This window comes from Pseudarthrobacter sp. Pseusp20, assembly GCF_059492155.1.
Window position 1 is genome coordinate 3,990,414 of record NZ_CP168521.1, and the last position, 20,371, is coordinate 4,010,784.

Annotated in this window: 16 protein-coding genes; 6 read left to right on the forward strand and 10 right to left on the reverse strand. The window is 66.7% G+C overall.

All coding sequences use genetic code 11. The features are described from left to right. Positions 1-26: 26 nt before the first annotated feature. Both ACEN9K_RS18520 and purD read right to left on the reverse strand, forming a co-directional pair. On the reverse strand, positions 27-965 hold the full coding sequence (locus ACEN9K_RS18520) for a phosphoribosylaminoimidazolesuccinocarboxamide synthase (RefSeq protein ID WP_018768989.1): 939 nt from the start codon (positions 963-965) through the stop codon (positions 27-29). A 1-nt stretch (position 966) separates the two neighbouring features. Then, positions 967-2,283 (reverse strand): phosphoribosylamine--glycine ligase, encoded by a 1,317-nt coding sequence (gene purD / locus ACEN9K_RS18525; RefSeq protein WP_018768990.1) that lies wholly within the window; start codon positions 2,281-2,283, stop codon positions 967-969. Positions 2,284-2,378: 95 nt separating this feature from the next. Here purD and ACEN9K_RS18530 point away from each other — a divergent pair, with 95 nt between their 5' ends. The 3 genes from ACEN9K_RS18530 to ACEN9K_RS18540 are packed head-to-tail and all read left to right on the forward strand — an operon-like array spanning position 2,379 to position 5,453. Next, positions 2,379-3,965 (forward strand): molybdopterin-dependent oxidoreductase, encoded by a 1,587-nt coding sequence (locus ACEN9K_RS18530; RefSeq protein ID WP_495634818.1) that lies wholly within the window; start codon positions 2,379-2,381, stop codon positions 3,963-3,965. Between the two features lie 53 nt (positions 3,966-4,018). Next, the gene (locus ACEN9K_RS18535; RefSeq protein WP_018768992.1) at positions 4,019-5,035 is read left to right on the forward strand and encodes an asparaginase; all 1,017 of its coding nucleotides are present in this window, start codon (positions 4,019-4,021) and stop codon (positions 5,033-5,035) included. A 40-nt stretch (positions 5,036-5,075) separates the two neighbouring features. Continuing rightward, positions 5,076-5,453, forward strand: coding sequence for a sterol carrier family protein (locus tag ACEN9K_RS18540; protein WP_018768993.1), 378 nt, complete (start codon positions 5,076-5,078; stop codon positions 5,451-5,453). Between the two features lie 40 nt (positions 5,454-5,493). Here the strand turns inward: ACEN9K_RS18540 and ACEN9K_RS18545 are convergent, their stop codons facing one another. Genes ACEN9K_RS18545 through ACEN9K_RS18555 form a run of 3 tightly spaced genes read right to left on the reverse strand, consistent with a single transcriptional unit; the run spans position 5,494 to position 8,608 of the window. Continuing rightward, the gene (locus tag ACEN9K_RS18545) at positions 5,494-6,255 is read right to left on the reverse strand and encodes an SDR family oxidoreductase (RefSeq protein ID WP_495634819.1); all 762 of its coding nucleotides are present in this window, start codon (positions 6,253-6,255) and stop codon (positions 5,494-5,496) included. A 13-nt stretch (positions 6,256-6,268) separates the two neighbouring features. Continuing rightward, positions 6,269-7,012 carry an aspartate/glutamate racemase family protein gene (locus tag ACEN9K_RS18550; RefSeq protein WP_495634820.1) on the reverse strand — a complete coding sequence of 248 codons (744 nt, stop codon included), beginning with the start codon at positions 7,010-7,012 and terminating at the stop codon, positions 6,269-6,271. Between the two features lie 27 nt (positions 7,013-7,039). Beyond that, positions 7,040-8,608 (reverse strand): NCS1 family nucleobase:cation symporter-1, encoded by a 1,569-nt coding sequence (locus ACEN9K_RS18555; protein ID WP_495634821.1) that lies wholly within the window; start codon positions 8,606-8,608, stop codon positions 7,040-7,042. Positions 8,609-8,919: 311 nt separating this feature from the next. Between ACEN9K_RS18555 and aceE the strand changes: the two genes are divergently transcribed. The 3 genes from aceE to nboR all read left to right on the forward strand — a co-directional run bounded on the left by aceE (position 8,920) and on the right by nboR (position 13,441). Continuing rightward, on the forward strand, positions 8,920-11,661 hold the full coding sequence (gene aceE / locus ACEN9K_RS18560) for a pyruvate dehydrogenase (acetyl-transferring), homodimeric type (protein ID WP_144601043.1): 2,742 nt from the start codon (positions 8,920-8,922) through the stop codon (positions 11,659-11,661). Between the two features lie 117 nt (positions 11,662-11,778). After that, positions 11,779-12,756 carry an NAD(P)H-dependent flavin oxidoreductase gene (locus tag ACEN9K_RS18565; RefSeq protein ID WP_495634822.1) on the forward strand — a complete coding sequence of 326 codons (978 nt, stop codon included), beginning with the start codon at positions 11,779-11,781 and terminating at the stop codon, positions 12,754-12,756. A 34-nt stretch (positions 12,757-12,790) separates the two neighbouring features. Continuing rightward, complete coding sequence (gene nboR / locus ACEN9K_RS18570) at positions 12,791-13,441, forward strand: nicotine blue oxidoreductase (RefSeq protein WP_495634823.1); 651 nt, start codon at positions 12,791-12,793, stop codon at positions 13,439-13,441. A gap of 13 nt (positions 13,442-13,454) precedes the next feature. On the opposite strand, the gene ACEN9K_RS18575 is transcribed toward nboR, so the two are convergent. From ACEN9K_RS18575 to ACEN9K_RS18595, 5 genes are all read right to left on the reverse strand, one after another. After that, positions 13,455-14,990, reverse strand: coding sequence for an HNH endonuclease signature motif containing protein (locus ACEN9K_RS18575; RefSeq protein WP_495634824.1), 1,536 nt, complete (start codon positions 14,988-14,990; stop codon positions 13,455-13,457). 49 nt (positions 14,991-15,039) lie between these two features. Continuing rightward, positions 15,040-15,690, reverse strand: coding sequence for a uracil-DNA glycosylase (locus ACEN9K_RS18580; protein WP_495634825.1), 651 nt, complete (start codon positions 15,688-15,690; stop codon positions 15,040-15,042). Then, a complete protein-coding gene (locus ACEN9K_RS18585) occupies positions 15,687-16,427 on the reverse strand; it encodes a HEAT repeat domain-containing protein (protein WP_495634826.1) in 741 nt (246 codons plus the stop codon). The genes ACEN9K_RS18580 and ACEN9K_RS18585 overlap by 4 nt, the downstream gene beginning before the upstream one ends. A 32-nt stretch (positions 16,428-16,459) precedes the next feature. Continuing rightward, positions 16,460-17,440, reverse strand: a complete 981-nt coding sequence (locus ACEN9K_RS18590; protein ID WP_495634827.1) for an aldo/keto reductase — start codon at positions 17,438-17,440, stop codon at positions 16,460-16,462. A gap of 98 nt (positions 17,441-17,538) precedes the next feature. Beyond that, entirely contained in the window at positions 17,539-20,370 is a 2,832-nt protein-coding gene (locus tag ACEN9K_RS18595; protein ID WP_495634828.1) for a molybdopterin-dependent oxidoreductase, read from the reverse strand. Position 20,371: the final 1 nt, after the last annotated feature.

The following is a 20,371-nucleotide window of genomic DNA, read 5'->3' on the forward strand; positions in this document are numbered from 1 at the left end:
GCGGGCTTACCTGGCTTCCGGTTGTTCTAGGAGAACGCCTTCCCCGTGATCTTCTCGTATGCTTCGACGTAGCGGCTGCGGGTCCGTTCCACTACTTCAGCGGGGAGCGCCGGCGGCGGCGTGTCCGAGGCCTTGTCCCAGCCGGACTCCGCCGATGTCAGCCAGTCCCGCACATACTGTTTGTCGTAGGACGGCTGGGCCTGGCCCGGCTTGTAGGTGGCAGCGTCCCAGAAACGCGAGGAATCAGGGGTCAGCACCTCGTCGCCCAGGGTGATCGACCCGGAGGCTGCGTCGTAGCCGAACTCCACCTTGGTGTCCGCCAGGATGATGCCGCGCTCCCGGGCGATCTTTTCCGCCGTCGTGTAAATCTTCAGTGTCAACTCACTGAGGCGGCCCGCGATGTCGTCGCCCACCAGCGCCACTACGGCGTCGTAGGTGATGTTTTCATCGTGCTCCCCGATCAGCGCTTTGGCCGACGGCGTGAAGATGGCGTGCTCCAGCCGGGATCCGTCCACCAGCCCTTCCGGCAGCGGGATGTTGCATACGGTTCCGGAGGCCTTGTACTCCTGCAGGCCGGAGCCCGTGAGGTAGCCGCGGGCGATGCATTCCACCGGGAACATGTCCAGCTTCTTGCAGATCATGGCCCGGCCTTCAACCTCGGCCGGGACGCCGTCCTCCACCGTGGAGCCGAGCACATGGTGTTCCACGCCCAACTGGTCGAACCACCAGAGGCTCAGTTGCGTGAGGATGCGTCCCTTGTCCGGGATTTCGCTGGACAGCACATGGTCAAAGGCGCTGATGCGGTCGCTGGCCACCACCAGTACGCAGTCCTGCCCAACGCGCTGCAGGATGGATTCGTCGGCGGGCTCATAGAGGTCGCGCACCTTGCCGGAGTAGACGTGGGTCCAGCCGGGAAGATCCAGTGTTTTGGTGGCGTAGCCGCGGTTCTCTCGGTTTTCAGTCATGTCAGGCCTTTGCTTTCACGATGGGCATCGAACCGGTGGCGCCGTAAGGAACCTTGATCTCGCCACGGGCGGCTTTGCGGGCGATGTCGGTGCGGAACTGCGCCCCGTCCAGCTGAACCAGCTCCACGCCGTCGTACGCTTTCTCGCGCGCCTCCACCAGGTCACTGCCCAGGGCGACAACCGCCAGGACACGGCCGCCGGCGGACACCACCTTGCCTTCCTTGTCCAGGGCGGTTCCGGCGTGGATAACGTGCACGCCGTCCAGCGCTTCCACTTTCTTGAGGCCACGGATCCGGTCACCGGTGCGGGGCGTGTCCGGGTAGTTTTCGGAGGCAATGACGACGGCGACGGCGGCCTCCTTGGACCACCGCAGCTCCTCAGCCTTGTCCAGTTCGCCCTTGGCGGCGGCCATCAGCAGCGCACCGAGGGGGGTCTTAAGCCGGGCGAGGACGGCCTGGGTTTCCGGGTCGCCGAAGCGGACGTTGAACTCGATCACGCGGGTGCCGCGTGACGTGAGGGCCAGTCCGACGAACAGCACGCCGACGAAAGGGGTGCCGCGGCGGGCCATCTCGTTGACGGTGGGCTGGGCCACGCGTTCAAGGACTTCCTGCACCAGTCCCTCGGGGGCCCACTCAAGCGGGGTATAGGCACCCATGCCGCCGGTGTTGGGCCCTTCGTCATTGTCGAAGATGCGCTTGAAGTCCTGGGCGGGCGAGAGCGCCACCGTGTTCTGCCCGTCGCAGAGCACAAACAGGGAAACCTCCGGGCCGTCCAGGAACTCCTCGATGACCACGGAGCCGCCGGCGTCGAAGCAGGACTGGGCATGCGCCAAAGCTTCATCGCGGTTGCGGGTGACAACAACACCCTTGCCGGCGGCGAGTCCATCGTCCTTCACCACGTAGGGGGCGCCGAAGGTGTCCAGTGCCGATGCTGCTTCCTCGGCGTTGGTGGCCACCATGGCCATCGCCGTGGGGACGCCGGCTTCCGCCATGACCTCCTTGGCGAAGGCCTTTGAGGCCTCCAGCTGGGCTGCTGCCTTGCTGGGTCCGAAGACGGGGATCCCGGCTTCGCGGACGGCGTCCGATACGCCGGCGGCCAGCGGAGCTTCCGGGCCCACCACCACGAGGTCCACACCGAGCCGTGCGGCCAGCCCGGCGACCGCGTCGGGATCGTTGCCGTTGATGTCGTAGGTGGGAACCAGTTTGCTGATGCCGGCATTGCCAGGTGCCGCGTGGACCTCGGACACGTTGGGGTCGGCGAGCAGGGAGCGGACAATGGCGTGTTCGCGGCCTCCGGGGCCAATGACGAGTACCTTCACAGTGTCCAAGGGTACTTTGTGCACCCTCCCCGCTCCTAAGCTGTGTCCTCCCCCGCCTGGTCAATCCGGAGTCCCGCCCGCTCCGAACCATACATATGACAAAGCTGCGAAACAGGATGACAGGCGCCGGAACCATGGCCGCGTTGGCAGGCGTGGTGGCAGCCGCCGTCGTACTTGCCGTTGCGGAGCTGATTGGCGCATTTTTTACCGCCCGCGCCACCCCCCTCTTTGCCCTGGGGTCCACCTTCATCGACTTCACGCCGCCGTGGCTCAAGGACTTTGCGATCGCCACGTTCGGCACCAACGACAAGACAGCGCTATTCGTGGGCATGGGCCTGACCATTGCGGTGCTCGCCTGCATCCTGGGCGTGGTGGCCTACCGGAAATGGGCCCTCGGCGTCCTGGGTGTACTTTTCATGGGGGCCGTGATCGTGGCCAGCGTGGTGACCCGCGCCGGCGTCGGCGCCGCTGACGCCATCCCTTCGGTGCTGGGAACCCTGGCCGGACTGGTGGTCCTGCACCGCCTGATGGTGCCGCTGTGGGGGCTGAAGGCGTGGCCGGAAGCGCCGGCGGATACAGCGTCCGACGGCGGCGAACGGCCTGGGGGCGAAGGCACCAGCCGCCGGCGCTTCTTCGCCACTGCCGGGATCACGGCCGTAGCCGCGGGCATCGCCGCCACCGGTGGGCGGCTGCTGGCTGCGGCGCGCAGCAATGTGGCCCAGGCCCGTGAAGCGTTGAGCCTGCCAACGCCGGCGAAAGCTGCAGCCGCCGTACCGGCCGGGGTCCAGTCCACGGTCCCCGGCGTCCCGCCGTGGCTGACGCCCAACGGCGAGTTCTACCGGATCGATACGGCTTTGAGCGTGCCGGAAATCAACGTTGACGACTGGGAACTGCGCGTTCACGGGCTGGTGGAGCAGGAAGTGACGCTCACCTTCCAGGACCTGCTCGACGCCGAGCTCATCGAATCCCACGTCACGCTCACCTGCGTGTCCAATCCAGTGGGCGGCAACCTCGCCGGAAACGCCAAGTGGCTGGGCCTGCCCATCCGTGAGGTGCTGGCGCGCGCCAAGCCCAAAGACGGAGCAGACATGGTGCTGTCAAAGTCCATCGACGGCTTCAGCGCTTCCACTCCCCTTGAGGTCCTGCAGGATGACAGGGACGCCATGCTGGCCATCGGCATGAACGGTGAGCCGCTTCCGCTGGAGCACGGCTACCCCGTGCGGATGGTGGTCCCCGGACTGTACGGGTTTGTGTCCGCCACCAAATGGGTGGTGGACCTGGAGGTCACCCGTTTCGCGGACAGCAAGGCCTACTGGACCGAGCGCGGCTGGTCCGAGCGCGGCCCCATCAAGACGATGGCCCGCGTGGACGTGCCCAAGTCCTTCGCGAAGGTGCCGGCCGGGAAAGTCGCGGTGGGCGGCACCGCATGGGCCCAAACTCGCGGCATCAGCAAAGTGGAAATCCAGATCGACAACGGCGGGTGGGCGGAAGCCACCCTCTCCGCCGAAGCGTCCACCGTTACCTGGCGCCAGTGGTCCTATGAGTGGGACGCCACGCCCGGCCCCCACTACATCAAGGTACGGGCAACCGACGGGACCGGGGCGGTCCAAACCGACCAGCGCGCAGATCCCGTGCCTGACGGTGCGTCGGGCTGGCAGTCGATAATGGTCACCGTGCAGTAGGCCGCAGCCCGGAGTGCCCGGGCTTCTGCGGGGCTGGCCCATAGACTGGCAGTATGCCGCATAATCCGCATGCCACCTTCACTGTTGACTCCGCCGTCGAACTGGCCGTGATCGAACGCAGCGGCTTTGTGGAGTCGCGGCACATCGGTTCCGCCGTGCTCCTGTCCGCCGACGGCTCGGTGGTCACCGAACTCGGAGACATCAACACGCCCATCTTCGCGCGGTCCACGCTCAAGCCGTTCCAGGCATTGGCCGCCATGCAGTCCGGGGTTCCGCTGCGGGGCGCCCAGGTGGCCATTGCCTGCGGAAGCCACACGGGCTCCCTGGACCACATGGACGTGGTGGCGGGCATGCTCAAGGCCGCCGGAGTCCGTGAAGACCAGCTGCAGTGCCCCGAGGCCTGGCCGCAGGATGAAACGGCCCGGAACTGGCTGGTGCGCTCCGAAAAGGGCAAGTCGCGGCTGGCGTACAACTGCTCCGGAAAGCACGCCGCTTTCCTGTGGGCCTGCACGGAAAACGGGTGGGACACGCACAGCTACCTGGAGCCGAACCACCCGCTGCAGCAGCGCGTGCGCACCGTTGTGGAGGAATACACGGGTGAGAAGATCGCCCACCTGGGGATCGACGGCTGCGGCGCCCCCGTGGCGGCTGTCTCCCTGAAAGGCCTGGCCAGGGCTTACTCCCAGCTCGCCAAGGCTCCCGGGGACCAGAGCTTCAGCGCCAGGGCCGCCACCATCGCCACTTCGATGCTCGATTACCCATGGGCGGTACAGGGCCGTGGCGAGGCCAACACCCTGGTGATGGACGAGCTGGAGATCATCGCCAAGATCGGGGCAGAGGGGGTGCTGGCCATGGCCACTCCGCAGGGCGTGTCCGTGGCCGTCAAGATCCTGGACGGAAACATCAGGGCCACCTCGCTGGTGGCCCTGACGCTGCTCGCCGCGGCGGGGGCCGTGGAGATCCCGGGAGTTGCCAGCGCCCTGGAGCAGGTTGTGGAACCGGTGATGGGCGGCGGACGGCCGGTAGGAAAGATCCGCCTGGGCCCCGCTGTTTCCGCCCTCCTGGACTGACACCCCTTCCCACACCAGACATCAAAGGAAGGCTGACCGCATGGCCGTAGCCCGCCGTCGTATTGACGTCCAGCAAGGCAAAGCAGCACTGAACGCATGGCTGGAAGCTGCCCAGCCGTCGTCGGACGCTCCCTTGCCGCGAACCGTCCTGGCCACTGCCGTCAGGTACTCGCTGGAGGAGCTGACGGCGCGTGCACCGGGAAACTCCGTGGAGGTGCGCGTCCCGCCGTTCGGCGTCACCCAGTGCGTTGAGGGCCCGCGGCATACGCGCGGCACCCCGCCCAACGTGATTGAGTGCGACGCCGCCACCTGGCTTGCGATGGTGACGGGACAGATGGAGTGGGCCGACGCAGTCAGCGCCGGAAAGGTGGCCGCGTCCGGGCTGCGGGCGGACCTGTCAGCCCTGCTGCCCCTCTAGCCCCTCCGGCCCTTCGCGCTGCTCCGGCCCGGCAGAAGCCCTAGCCGCGACCAATGAAGGGCATGCCCGCAGCGGTGACCACTACTGACCCCACGCTGGCCGAGGCCGGCATGTTGGCCATCATCAGTACTGCGCGGGCCGCGTCCGCCACCGGAAACATGGGCTCCACCTTGCGGCTGCCGTCTGCCTGCAGGGCCCCCGAGCCGACGCCGATGGTGTCCATGATGTCGGTGGCGGTGTTGCCGATGTCGATCTGCCCGCAGGTGATGCCGTAGCCCCGGCCGTCCAGTTCGATGCTCCTGGTCAGGCCTGTCATGGCGTGCTTGGTGACCGTATAGGCCACCGTCCGCGGCCGCGGTGAATGCGCCGAGATGGAGCCGTTGTTGATGATCCGGCCGCCCTGGGGTTCCTGCGATTTCATGGTCCTTACCGCCGCGGCGGCGCACAGCATGGACCCGGTGAGGTTCACGGCAAGGGTGGCGTTCCAGTCTTCCAGGCTGATCTCATCCACCCCGGCAGCGGGGCCGAACACGCCGGCATTGTTGAACAGGACGTCCACCCGCCCCCACTTCCGGCGCGCTGCCTCGAAAAGCCGTTCGACGTCGTCGGGCCGGGTGACGTCGCACGGCACCACCAGGGCGTCCACGTGGCCGTCCGCCGTTTCAGCAAGTTGGGCCTCGCGGCGGCCGGCCAGCACCACCCGGTAGCCGTCGGCCAGCATCTGCCGGGCAACCTCCCGGCCAATGCCGGAGCCGGCCCCGGTCACTACGGCGACGCGTGCTGTGGGAAGGGAAGTGGTCATGCGGTCTCCTGGCCTAAAACTGCACCGGCACGGCCGGCTTGTTCAGCGGCCAGCCTATGACGGTCTTGGGACGCGGCGCAGCGAAGGTCCGCACCTTGGAGGTGGAAAGGCCCATCCGGACCAGCGATTCGGCGATGGTTACGGCCGAGGCCACACCGTCCACTACGGGAACGCCTGCCCGTTGCCGGATCTGTTCGTCCAGCCCCGCCATCCCGCCGCAGCCAAGGACAATGACCTCGGCCTTGTCCTCAGTGACGGCCAGCATGGCCTGGTTGATGATTGCCTCAACGGCGCGTTCCGGTTCCTCCTCGAGTTCCAGGACCGCCATTCCGCTGGCACGGACGGAAGCACATCTTGCGTCCAGGCCGGCCAGCTTCAGCCGGTCCTCGATGAGGGGAACCGTCCGGTCCAGCGTGGTGACCACCGAGTACTTATGGCCCAGGAACATGGCTGTGCCGGCGGCAGCCTCGGTGATGTCGACCACCGGCACGTCCAGCAGTTCCTGGAGCCCTTCCCTCCCGTGCTCGCCGTAGCCGGCCTGGATGACGGCGTCAAACGTTGCCGGGAAGGAGGTGACGGCGTCCATCACGGCGATGGCAGCCAGGTAGCTTTCGAAGTTGCCTTCGCAGGAGTCCGCGCCGAACCTCGGGGTGATTCCCACGATTTCCGTGCCGGGAGCGGCAACACTGCGTGCCGAGGCCGCGATGGAGTCCGTCATTGATTGCGTGGTGTTTACGTTGGCGACAAGTATGCGCATTGGGTAGGTCCTTGGCTTGTGACTGGCTCAGTGGGTACTGACGACGGCGATGGCTTCCCCGTCGTGGTCGTCCAGCCTTTGGTTGCGGTCGGCGATGAAGAAGTACAGTGCCGCCGCAATGCCCGCTGCGAAGAACCAGGCGAAGGGTGCCGCGGCAGCCAGTGCCGGTACGAAGGCGATCAGCAGGGCAAGGACGGCGGCCGGAACCATGGCGATGATCGCCCGGGGGTTGACGCCCTTCCTGTAGAAGTACGCGCCCTCCGGTGATGCCGTGTAGAGCTCGGGGACGTTGACCTTGCCACGGCGGATCAGCCAGTAGTCAGCCATGACGACGCCGAACAGCGGGCCGAGCAAGGCACCGAGGCCGCCCAGGAAGTACACGATGACCAGCGGGTTGTTGTAGAGGTTCCAGGGCAGGATGACCAGGCCGATGGTGGCGGAGACCATTGCTGCCTTGCGGAAGTTCAACCGCCGGGGGAACAGGTTGGTCAGGGCGTAGACAGGGGCGACGAAGTTGGCCATGAGGTTCACTGCGATGGTCAGGATCAGCAGGGCAAGGCACGCAAGGACCAGGAACAGCGTGTTGGGGATGGTCTGGACGATATCCGAGGGGCTCTTGATGATGGTCCCGTTGATTTTGAACTGGCCACCGGCCATGACCACCACGATGGCGCCGAACACGAGCATGTTGATGGGGATGCCCCAGAAGTTTCCGCGGACCACGGCCTTCTTTGAGACGGCTGAGCGGGTGAAATCGCAGAAGTTCAGGACGAAGGTGCCGTAGATCGAAACCCATAGGGCGCCGCCGGCGAAGATCGTGAGCCACATTTCCGGCCCTTCCAGGGCCTTGTTGGAGGACCAGGCGATGCTTCCGCCGGCTTCCACGAAGATCCAGACAGCCATTGCGGCCATGGTGGCCAGGATGACAGGGCCGGCGAAGGCCTCGTATTTGCGGATCATCTCCATGCCGAAGCTGACGATGACCAGCTGGACCACCCAGAGGGCCACGAATGCCATCCACCCCAGCGTGGACAGCCCCAGGAGGGAGTCCTGGTCCAGGTCGTGGAGGCCCGGGAACATGGCCACGAGCATGACGCGGAAGACAACGGACGCCAGGTACGTCTGAATGCCGAACCAGGCCACGGCCACCGCGCCGCGGAGGAGGCTGGCGATCTGGGCGCCCCTGATGCCGAAGCTGATGCGGCTCATGACCGGGAAGGGGACGGCGGTCTTCACCCCCATGAAGCCGGAAAGGGTAAGGAGGCCGAACAGCAGCGCGGCACCAATGCCGAGTGCCATCAGGATCTGCCACCCACCCAGCCCCAATGCGAACAGCCCGATGGCGAAGGCGTAGTTGCCCAGGCTGTGCACGTCATTGGCCCACAGGGTGAAGATGCTGTAGCTCGTCCAGCTGCGGCCTGCGCGTTTGGTGGGGGCAAGGTCTGCATTGTAGAGGGAAGGGCTGATGCTCTTGCCGGAAGCCGCGCTGGCCGATTCGCACAGGGCTTCAACGCTGCCGGCCGGGTGGACCGACCCGGCTGACGGCGCTGTCAGATCCAGGTCCGCGTCAACGCCCGCCGATGGAGGGGTCTGCATAGGGGTCTCAATTCTTTGGTGGATTCCGTGTGGTGAGGCCGACCTCGGGTCGTTTCTGTTATTCCACATTGCGGAATCGAGATATTGAATAGCGAAATAAGAGTATGACCTGCGTCACGGGAACGTCAAGCAATGCCGGCATGGGCAGGCAGTCACAAACTGTTTCTTCCTCCCGGCCTGCGCACTCTGCGGGCTCAGGGGCACCGGTCGCATTGACCATACCCCTGCGTCTGACTAATCTCATCTAGCAATAATGTTTTCTCGTAATATGAAAACTCAAGCCGAGCATTCGAAGATGAAAAGAGGCTGCCGTGGCTGCAGGAGAAGATACCTCCCATATCCTCAGCGGGTTGACTAACCAGCTGCCTGATCGTGATCCGGAAGAGACTGCCGAGTGGGTTGAGTCCCTGGATGCGTTGATCAGGGAACAGGGCACCGAGCGTGCCCAATACATCATGCGGAGCCTGCTGCAGCGCGCCGGCGCGCAGAGCGTCGGGGTGCCGATGGTGACCACCACCGATTACGTGAACACGATCCCGGTGGACCAGGAAGCCCAGTTCCCGGGCAACGAGGAGTACGAGCGCCGGTACCGGGCCTACATGCGGTGGAACGCCGCGGTCATGGTCCACCGGGCGCAGCGGCCCGATATCGGCGTCGGCGGGCACATCTCCACCTACGCCGGTGCCGCGACCCTGTACGAGGTCGGGTTCAACCACTTCTTCCGCGGCAAGGACCACCCCGGCGGCGGGGACCAGGTCTTCTTCCAGGGCCACGCCTCCCCCGGCATGTACGCCCGGGCGTTCATGGAAGGACGCCTCTCCGAGGAGGACCTGGACGGGTTCCGGCAGGAAAAGTCCCGCGAGGGCCACGCCCTGTCCTCCTACCCGCACCCGCGCCTGATGCCGCACTTCTGGGAATTCCCCACCGTGTCCATGGGCATCGGCCCGATGAACGCGATCTACCAGGCCCAGAACAACCGGTACCTGCACAACCGGGGCCTGAAAGACACCTCGGACCAGCAGGTCTGGGCGTTCCTGGGCGACGGCGAAATGGACGAACCCGAATCCCGCGGCCTGCTGCAGCTGGCGGCGAACGAAAACCTGGACAACCTGAACTTCGTGATCAACTGCAACCTCCAGCGCCTGGACGGGCCGGTGCGCGGCAACGGCAAGATCATGCAGGAACTCGAAGCGTTCTTCCGCGGCGCGGGCTGGAACGTGATCAAGGTCGTCTGGGGCCGGGAATGGGATGACCTGCTCACCCGCGACACCGACGGCTCCCTGGTGAAAATCATGAACGAAACCGTCGACGGGGACTACCAGACCTACAAAGCCGAATCCGGCGGGTTCGTCCGCGAACACTTCTTCGGCAAAACCCCGCAGACCAAAGACCTCGTCGCGGACCTCACCGACGACCAGATCTGGAACCTCAAACGCGGCGGCCACGACTACCGCAAGGTCTACGCAGCCTACAAAGCCGCCACCGAATTCAAGGGCAAACCCACCGTCATCCTCGCCCACACCGTCAAGGGCTACGGCCTGGGACCGCGGTTTGAAGGCAGGAATGCCACGCACCAAATGAAGAAGCTGACGGTCGAGGATCTCAAGGACTTCAGGGATTACCTGCGGATCCCCATCTCGGACGAACAACTGGACGCCGACCCATACCGGCCTCCCTATTACCACCCGGGCCTGGATGCACCCGAGATCGCCTACCTCCTTGAACGGCGGCGGGCGTTGGGCGGATCGGTTCCCGAGCGCCGCAGCCGATACAGTGCTGTGGAGCTTCCGGATGAAAAGTCCTACGAGGTAGCCAGGCGGGGTTCTGGCAAGCAGCAGGCCGCCACCACCATGGCCTTCGTCCGCCTGCTCAAGGATTTGCTCCGTGACAAAAAGTTCGGGGGCAGGATTGTGCCCATCGTGCCGGATGAATCACGCACGTTCGGCATGGATGCGTTCTTCCCCACCGCGAAGATCTACAACCCCGAGGGCCAGAACTACCTGTCCGTGGACCGCGACCTGGTCCTGGCCTACAAGGAATCCCCCGCCGGGCAACTGATCCACCCCGGCATCAACGAAGCCGGCGCCGTGGCAGCCTTCACCGCCGCCGGGACCTCCTACGCCACCCACGGCGTGCCCCTGGTCCCGGTCTACGTGTTCTACTCCATGTTCGGCTTCCAGCGCACCGGCGACGCCTTCTGGGCCGCAGCAGACCAAATGACCCGCGGCTTCATCATCGGCGCCACCGCAGGCCGGACCACCCTCACCGGCGAAGGCCTCCAGCACGCCGACGGCCACTCCCCCCTGCTCGCCTCCACCAACCCCGCCGTGCTCACCTACGACCCCGCCTACGGCTACGAAATCGGCCACATCATCCGCTCCGGCCTCGAACGCATGTACGGGCCGGACTCAACGGACAAGAACGTCATGTACTACCTCACCGTGTACAACGAACCCATCGTCCAGCCCGCCGAACCCGAAAACCTCGACATCGAAGGCGTCATCAAGGGCATCTACCTGCTCGCACCGGCAAAGATCGACGGTCCCCGCACCCAGATCCTCGCCTCCGGCGTCTCCGTGCCCTGGGCCATCGAAGCCCAGCGCGTCCTGGCCGACGACTGGAACGTCTCCGCCGACGTCTGGTCCGTCACCTCCTGGAACGAACTGCGCCGCGACGGCCTCGCCGCCGAAGAAGAAGCCTTCCTCAACCCCGGCCAACCCGCCCGCACCCCGTTCGTCACCCAGCAACTCGAAGGCGCCACCGGCCCCATCGTCGCCGTCTCCGACTACATGAAAGCCGTCCCCGACCAGATCCGGCAGTTCGTCCCCAACGAATTCGCCACCCTCGGCGCCGACGGCTTCGGCTTCTCCGACACCCGCGCAGCAGCGCGCCGCTACTTCAAGAACGACACCCACTCCATCGTGGTGAAAGTGCTGCAAATGCTGGCGGCGAGGGGCGAGGTTGAGGAGGGCGCGCCGTCGTATGCCCTGGACCGCTACAAACTCCTGGACGTCAACGCCGGCACCACCGGTGGCGCGGGCGGCGACGCCTGAGACGGGGAACCGCCCAAATTCCGGAGGCCTTTGGGCCTATTGACGACGGTGCAGCTGCGGTCTGTACTTGCCCTGTAAGCCCGTCCCTGTTGTGTGAAGGAGCAGCGGTGGAGTCCGATGCTGCGGACGTCTTTTTGTAAACTCCTCGGAATTGACTACCCCATCATGCAGGCGGGAATGGGGCCCTTCGGGAGCGATGCAGCACTGGCTGCTGCTGTTTCCAACGCAGGCGCTTTGGGCAGCCTCGGCGGTGCACTTCGCACCGCCGAGGATCTTCGCGGCAGCATCCGGCGAATCCGGGAGCTCACCGGGCGGCCTTTCGCGGTGAACTTCACCCAGCCCTGGCTGCAGGGCCACCCCGAGTCCTTCGACATAGCTGTGGAGATGCAGGCGCCTGTGATTTCCATGGCGCTGGGCGATCCGTACGGGTTCCCGGCAAAGGTGCATGCAGCGGGTGGCCTTTTTGTACAGCAGGTCCACACTGTCCAGCAGGCCCGGCTGGCTGCGGACCGCGGCGCGGACGTGATCATTGCCCAGGGAGCTGAAGCCGGCGGGTTCGGCGGGAGTATCTCCACGTTGGTCCTGGTGCCGCAGGTGGTGGATGCGGTGAATCCCTTGCCGGTTCTGGCTGCGGGTGGAATTGCAGACGGCAGGGGCTTGGCGGCTGCCCTCATGCTGGGCGCCCAGGGAGCAAATATGGGGACGCGTTTCCTGGCGTCGACAGAAGCATCGATCAGCGAAGGCTGGAAACGCTCCCTGGTAGCCGCCGAAGCCCAGGACGCCGTCAAGGTGGAGGTCTGGGACGATATCTTCACGAAACCGGGGAGCGGTGCCTTCGATGTGGTTCCCCGCGCCCTGCGGACCCCTTTCATAGATCAGTGGCAACCCAACCGGGCTGGAGCGGTGCAGCAGTCGGCCCGGCTCCAGGAAGATATTGGAACGGGAATCCGGGAGGGGCGGATGGAGGAGTATGTACCATTCACCGGCCAGTCCGCGGGGCTGGTCAGCAGCATTCTCCCGGCCGCAGGGATCGTGCAGGAGCTCGTGGCTGGAGCCGTTGGCGCATTGCGGCGTGCCCGGGAACTTGGTGTGTAAAAGGCCACCGCCTCGGAAGCACTACAGTGCAGCTATGACGAGCATGGATGCCCGCGGAACGGAATCGGCTGGCCCCGGGGTGACGGGCATTGTGCTGGCAGCCGGAGGCGGGACACGGCTGGGTTTGGGCCCCAAGGCCCTGTTGCCGTATCGCGGTCGGCCACTGGTTGAGGCCATCGCAGGCAGGCTGCTCGACGGCGGCTGCCGGGAAGTGGTGGTGGTCCTGGGGGCTGGAGCAGCTGATGTTGAGGCTGCTGCCCGTTTGGACCAGTGCCGCGTGCTGACCAACGTGGAATGGCAGTCAGGCATGGGCAGTTCCTTCCTGCTCGGGAACCAGGCCGCGGCTCCGCAGGATCACCTGCTGGTTGCGCTGGTGGACCAGCCGGGCCTGACCTCCGAAACCGTGGAGCGGCTGCTGGACCGCCACCGCCGCGGACGGATTACCGCTGCCGCCTACCGCCGACGCGACGGCCCGGGCGAGGGCGGGGACGCTGAACTCCAGCGCGGCCATCCCCTGCTCATCGACGTGTCCCTGCGGGAAGCGGTGTGTGCAACAGTGAAGGGCGACGCCGGCGCACGCGGCTTCCTGCGGGCGCATCCGGAACTGGTGGATGAGGTGGATTGCAGCGACCAATCAACGGGTGAGGATGTGGATACCCCGGACCAGTTGGGGCTTCTCCGTTAGCAACCGAGGGTGGTCAGGCATGGGCGTGCAGGAACTTCTCAAGGGCATCCTCCCAGGGGGACGTGCCGTGGTGAACGATGTCGATGCTGCCCGGCTGTGGTCGTTCCGGCCACCTTGGTGGTTCCCAGTCCTGGTGTTCGCTTGTGTAGTGGCGGGCGGTGGGTGAGGTCCAGCCGGGTGGTTCGTTCGTGCTGGCCGGGGTGGGTTTCCAGGCGGTGGTGTGCCGGAGCCTGTGGTGTTTCGGGCAGGGCTGTCCCAGGTTGCTGATGCCGGTGGTGCCGCCGTGGTGCCAGGCGAGGAGATGGTCGGCCTCCGTGTCCAGGGAGGTGTTGCTGCAGCCCGGGAACGGGCATTTCCCGTCCCGCATCCGCAGCCAGGCCCGCATCGCCCTGGGAACCCGGTAACTCTTCCGGCCAATCTCCAACGGCGCCCCGTCCCGGGGATCCACCAACACCCGGTAAAACGAGGCCGCCCCGTCCGCGACCAGTCGCCGCGCCATCGACGCCGGCACCGGACCATACCCGTCCAGCATCGCCGGTTCATCGGTCAGGCCCATCAGCGCGAACACCGGAACCGTAACCAGGACCTCGGCGCGGACCGGCGACGAATGGTGGCCAGTTCCCGATGCGGCGCTGGTACCGCTGCCGCTGGTGCCGGCGCCCGGCCCCGCAGCAGCCACGACGCCGGCAGTGGCACGGCTGAGACTGGTGCTGCCGCCCCGGGTGTCGCCGCTGCCGAGGAGGGCTGCGGCGAAACTGTCGGCCCGCAGCTGGGGCATGGTCCTGTCCTCGGCCGGGCCCTGCAAACCCCGCGCGGCAGCGGTGAGCCGGTTCCACCCGGACATGGCCTGGTCCGCGGGCAGGTACGCGCCCAGCCACGCCATCCCGTCCCGGTCCGCCCGGAACTCCACCCGCCGCTCCGCCACACCCCTGGCATGCCGCTTCTCGATCGATTCGGCGTGGTGGCGTTCCCGCCAGGTCCGGGCCTTGACCCGGAACCGGTGCGCCGGCAGCTCCCCAACCGGGCAGCCGCGGGCGGCGTCCTGTGCTTCAGGGTCCAGGAAATGCGCCTCCAACGCCGCCGCCCCCGCCACATCAAGGGACGCCGTCTCATCTGCCAGCACCAGCGCGTGCTGCCACGACAGGGCCCCGGACTGCAACGCGTCCAAAGTCCGCGGCAAGCTGCTGGTCAGGGCATGGGAGGTGGCCAGGAACGACCCCGCCGCCCGCGGACCCAACGCCAGCACGCACCCGATCTCCGCCGCGACCGCCATCTCCTGCGCCACCACCGGCACGTCCGGCCCCGCCACAGCATGCGCAGCCTCCGCGTACCCCACCGCAGCCTTCGCCTTCACCCCCGCAACCCGCGCCTCGACCTCCCGGGCCCCGGCGAGGATGTCCAGGCACCCATCCGCCAAACCGGCCAGCGGATCAGAAACCGCATCAGCATCCGCGAACGCCTCCAGACCCTCCCCATCCACCTCAGCCTGAAGCACAGCAAGGGCAGCACGGATCTCCTCGAACGCCCTCACCACCGCCGCTTTCCCCATAAACCCATCATGACAAGGGGGTCGGACATTCTGGCCGTGAAGAGTCAGGTCAATCCTGCAGCCTTCCCTCAAGCAACTCCTCGAGTCCCCGCTTGAAGCCGGACCGGCCGCCATGGGCAGGATGCCGGATCTTAGGGGCAGCCAGGCCGCTGCGCTGCAGGCTGTGCTGGGCCACATTTCCCACTGCCACGATGGAGCTGATCCCGAAGATCTCCGCGAGCTCCTGCCAGAAGGATGTTCCGAGCTTGGTTTCCGAGGGTTTTGGTGTGCGGTTGGACAAGGGCTTGCCGGGCTGGTGGGGGTGCCAGGGGAAAGCACTCCAGAGCAGCGGTACGAAGTCCACTTCTTCGAGGACTTGCCACAGCACCGTTGCAGTAGGTTCGGCGGCTATTCCCGCGGCGTCCGGCGGCAGCACATAGCCTTTGCCGGGGCCGAAGAGTCCAAACCTGTTGACGGGACCTTCGATGATGGTCCTGTTGGTGAAGGGCACGCCCGTGATCCGCATGCCCCTAAACCCCGGGGCCTCACCCACCAGCAGTACCCTGGGCCGCCGGTCCAGCATTTCCTGCAGGTAGATCTCAAGGTTGCGCCGGCGCAGCTCATTCGCCGGGACGGAACGGTTGAAGAAGTTGTTGCAGGCCGGCCCGGCCTCGACGGCGGCCAGCCGCTCAACGAAGGCTTGAATTGCTGGCGCTGTCATCCGCCGGAGTGGTCCAGGATCGCCGCAACGCGTTCCGCTGCCGGTGCGTCCGCGCGGGACAGCCGGGCTTTCCGAAGGTTTTCGCGCACGATCCAGCGGACATCCTTGTCCTGGCTGGCTGCCCACCGCTCCAGCCGCGCGAAGCCCAGGGCAGGGGAAGCGGCCGCGGCAACGCTCCAGCAATAGCCGAGCCCCTGGCGCAGCACGCGGAATTGATCCAGCTTCCGCGATTCGGGGCCGGTTCCTTCGACCGAGGCAGTGATCCAGTCAAGGGTTTCCACTGCCTTGGCTGCGTCTTCCGGTATGCGGAGCAGCCGTGGTTCGCAGACCCCGGCTGCAAGGGCACGTTGGACCAGGGGCTTCCCGTCCACCCATTCCCTGGCCAACGCCCACAGTGCCCGCATGTCCGCGTCTCCCAGCCGCTGCAGGGCCATGGCAACACCTTCACGAACCCGCCAGCGCCCGTCCTCCGCCAAGACCCTTAGTGTTTCCGCGGCGCGCTGGTCACCCGCGGCAAGCAGGCGGCCGAGGCCGACAGCAGCGCACATGGCAAGGTACTCGTCCGGACTATCAACGAGCCGTCGGATGAGGCCGGGATCCGCCACGTCGGCGAACGCCGCAACCAGTTCAAGGTTGCCGCGCGGCCCCGGCAATCCTGACTCGGCTTGGAGGTACGCCTCCCATTGCGCCGACGGCAGCGCTTCCAGGACCGCCCGGTAGTCCGACGTCTTGGTCATCGTTCAACTCCCCGCCGCCCACAGGTGCTGCCTTACCAGCGGGGGTGGATGGCCTCACGGAAGTAGTGGTCGTAGATCCAGCGGACGCCGGCGTCGAACTCTTCGCTGATGCTGACCGTGGCCGCAGCGGCGTTCGCCCTGGCCTGATCCACGTTGCGCGCGCCGGGGATCACCGAGGTGACGCCGTCCTGCGCGGCAATCCACGCAATGGCCGTCTGCGCGGTGGTGGCGCCCTCCGGCACCAGCTGTTCGAACTCCGCCACGGCCTTCAGGCCCAGTTCGTAGTCCACGCCGGAGAAAGTCTCGCCAACGTCGAACGCCTCGCCCTTGCGGTTGTAGTTCCGGTGGTCGTTCTCCGCGAAGGTGGTCTCTTTCGAGTACTTCCCGGACAGCAGGCCGGACGCCAGCGGCACGCGGGCGATGATGCCCACCCCGGCCGCTTTGGCGGCCGGAAGCACCTCGTCCAGCGGCTTGAGCCGGAAGGCGTTCAGGATGATCTGCACCGAGGCAGTTCCCTCGTGGCGGATGGCTTCGAGGGCCTCGTCCGTCCGCTCCACGCTGACGCCGTAGTTACGGATGGCGCCTTCGGCCACAAGGGTGTCCAGGGCGTCGTAGACCTCGTTGTTGCTGTAGACCGGGGTGGGCGGGCAGTGCAGCTGGACCAGGTCCAGGGTGTCCGTGCCCAGGTTTTTCCTTGAGCGGTCCACCCATTGGCGGAAATTGGCCAGCGTGTAGTTTTCCGGCCGCTGTTCCATCCGGCGGCCCATCTTGGTGGCCACCGTGACGCCGAGGCCCGGGTTGTCCGCCAGGAACTTCCCGATAGCCTGCTCACTCTTGCCATCGCCATACACGTCTGCGGTGTCGAAGAGGGTGACCCCGGCCTCCACGGAGGCGGCGAGGATGGCCTGCGCCTGTGCCGGGTCCACGTTGCCCCAGTCCGCGCCGAGCTGCCAGGTGCCGAGCCCCACGATGGAGACGTTCCGTCCGGTCTTGCCTAAAATCCGCTGTTCCATCCCCTGACTATATGCAACGATGCAACCCGCAGTCAGGTTGCCCCGCTGCGAGCACCTTTTGGGCCTTCCGCACGCACGGTGCGGGCACGGCCCCGGGGTTATGATTGGGCGTGCTCGAGCTTGGGCACCAGCCCCGCCTCCTTCAGCCCCAGGTAGATGCGGTCCCGGGCAATTGGCAGCGACGCGAAGCGCACGCCCGTGGCGTTGCGGATGGCGTTGGCCAGCGCCGGCGCCACCGGGTTGAAGGGGCTTTCGCTCATCGACTTGGCCCCCAGCGGCCCCATCTTGTCGTTGGTGTCCGCGAAGTACACCTCGCTGCGCGGCACGTCCGCAAAAGTAGGGATGTGGTACTGCCGCAGGATGTCCGTGGTGACCTTCCCGGCGTCGTCCACCACCACCTCCTCGTAGAGCGTGGCGCCAAGGGCCTGGGCGATCCCACCTTCGATCTGGCCGCGGCACTGCCGCGGGTTGACCACCACGCCGGCGTCGGCCGCCTGCACGCTTTGCAGGATCTTCAGCTCGCCGGTGCCGCGGTTCACCGCCACCCGGAAGCCGTGCACATTGAATGCGACGGAGCGCGGAGTCCCGCCCCAGCGCCCCTCGGCGGCGAGTTCGACGCCGGCACTCTCCGCGGCCTGGGCCAGTTCAGACAGTGCCACGGGAGTCCCGTCGACCACCAGGACGTCGTCCTCAAGGACGCAGGCGGACGCCTGGGTCTGCCGGATGCCGGCGGCGAATGCACGGATCCGGACGGCCAGTTCCTCTGCTGCGGCGAGGGTGGCTTTGCCGGCCACTACGGTGCCGGCCGAGCCGAAGGCGCCGGTATCGTGCTCTACCAAGTCCGTGTCCGATTGCCGCACCGCCACCCTGGACGCTTCCGTGGAGAGGGCGGTAGCGGCAAGCTGGGCGTGCACCGTGGTGGTGCCGTTCCCGAACTCGGCGGTCCCGACGTCGGCCTGGTACGTTCCGTCCGGCAGGAGCCGGAGCCTTGAATGGGCAAAGTGGCCGCGCGGCGGCACGGTGTCGATCATGGACAGGGCCGTGCCTTCGCCTACCATCCAGTCAGGCCCCAGGTCCTCAAGGCCGGCCTGCCGGTAGCGTTCGCGGCCGCGGTACAGCGCGTCCCTGACCAGGTCCAGGCATTGGTCCAGCCCGTAGCTGCCGTAATGGACGTCCTCTTCCGGGTCCGGCTGGGTGGACAGCATGTGGTCCCCTTCCCGGACCATGTTCCGGCGGCGGAACTCGAACGGGTCCATGCCGATCCCGGCGGCGAGCTCATCCATGGCGGACTCGACGGCGAAGATCATCTGGCTCAGCCCGTACCCGCGGAAAGCTCCGGACGGCACGGTGTTGGTGTACACAGAATGCGCGTCCACCTTCTTGTTGGCGCAGTTGTAGACCGCCAGCGATTCGCCGCACCCGTGGAACATGACGCCGGGGCCGTGGTTTCCGTAGGCGCCGGTGTTGGTCACCACGTCCAGCTCCAGGGCCGTCAGCTTCCCGTCCTTGCTGGCTCCGGCCTTCAGCTTGATGGTGAAGGGGTGCCGGGTGGTGGTGGCGGTGAACTGTTCGGTGCGGGTCAGTTCCAGCTGGACGGGCCGCCCGAGCTTGAGGGCCGCGAGCGCCACGAGGTCCTCGGTGAGCACTTCCTGCTTGCCGCCGAACCCGCCGCCCACGCGGCCGGCCACCACATGCACCTTGTCCTCTTCCAGGCCGAAGATCCGGCACAGGGTGCGGCGGACCAGGAAGGGGACCTGGCTGGAGGTGCGCACCTGCAGCCGTCCTTCAGCGTCCACCGAGGCGATGGCTGCATGGGTTTCCAGTGCCACGTGCTGGACCCGCTGGGTTTGGTAGGTCTTTTCGTGGATGAAGTCGGCGGCAGCGAAACCGTCGGCCACGCTGCCCAGCTCCGAGTGGAGCTCCGCCACCACGTTCCGCTCAGGCCGGGCGATCCGGGAGCCTGCAGCATCCTTGCCACCGTGGACCAGCGGGGCGCCGGGCAGCAGTGCATCCTGCGGTGAGAGGACCGCCGGGAGTTCCTCATAGTCCACCCGGAGGGCACGGACGCCGGCTTCCGCGGCGCCCACCGATTCAGCCACGACGGCGGCCACCCGCTGCCCAATGAACCGGACCACGTCATCGAGCACCCGGGTGTCATCGGGGTCGTCCGTGAACAGCTCGTGTTGTGCGGTGGAGAACAGCTGTTCCGGGGCGTCTTCGGAGGTGAGGACGGCTACCACGCCGGGAACCCTCAGCGCCGCAGCCTTGTCGATGGACACCACCCGCGCGTGGGCATGGGGCGAACGGAGGATCTTCAGGTGCAGCAGCCCCTGCAGCTGCTCCGGCGGCACGTCCAGGGTGTACCGGGCAGCGCCCGTGACGACTGCGCGGCTGGCCGGCGCCGGGACGTCATCGCCCAGCCGGCCCGGCTCCGGATCCGGCTGCCCGTCCCCTGCGATGCCGGAGCCCGGCCCCTGGGGATCCGGGTGCCCGGCGTCCCCGCAGACGGCATCCGCGATGGCACGGTAGCCGGTGCACCGGCAGAGGTTGCCTTTGAGGTTCCGGGGCAGGTTCTCCTTCTGTTCATCTGTGAAGGTGGCGGCCGTCATCACCATGCCGGCCGTGCAGAAGCCGCACTGGAAGCCCTGGCGCTCCAGGAACTGCTGCTGCACCGGGTGGAGCTGCCCGTCGTGGGCGCCGGCATCCGCGAGCCCCTCGATAGTGGTGACGGCATGGCCCTCCGCCCGGACAGCCGGGTAGATGCAGCTGTGGACCGGGGTGCCGTCCACGTGCACCGTGCAGGCACCGCAGTCGCCGCCGTCACAGCCTTTCTTTACCCCCAGGTTTCCCTGCTCCCGCAGGAACGTGCGCAGGCACTGCCCGGGACGGGGTGCCGTGTCCGCGGAAATTCCGTTAATCTCGATGGCCATG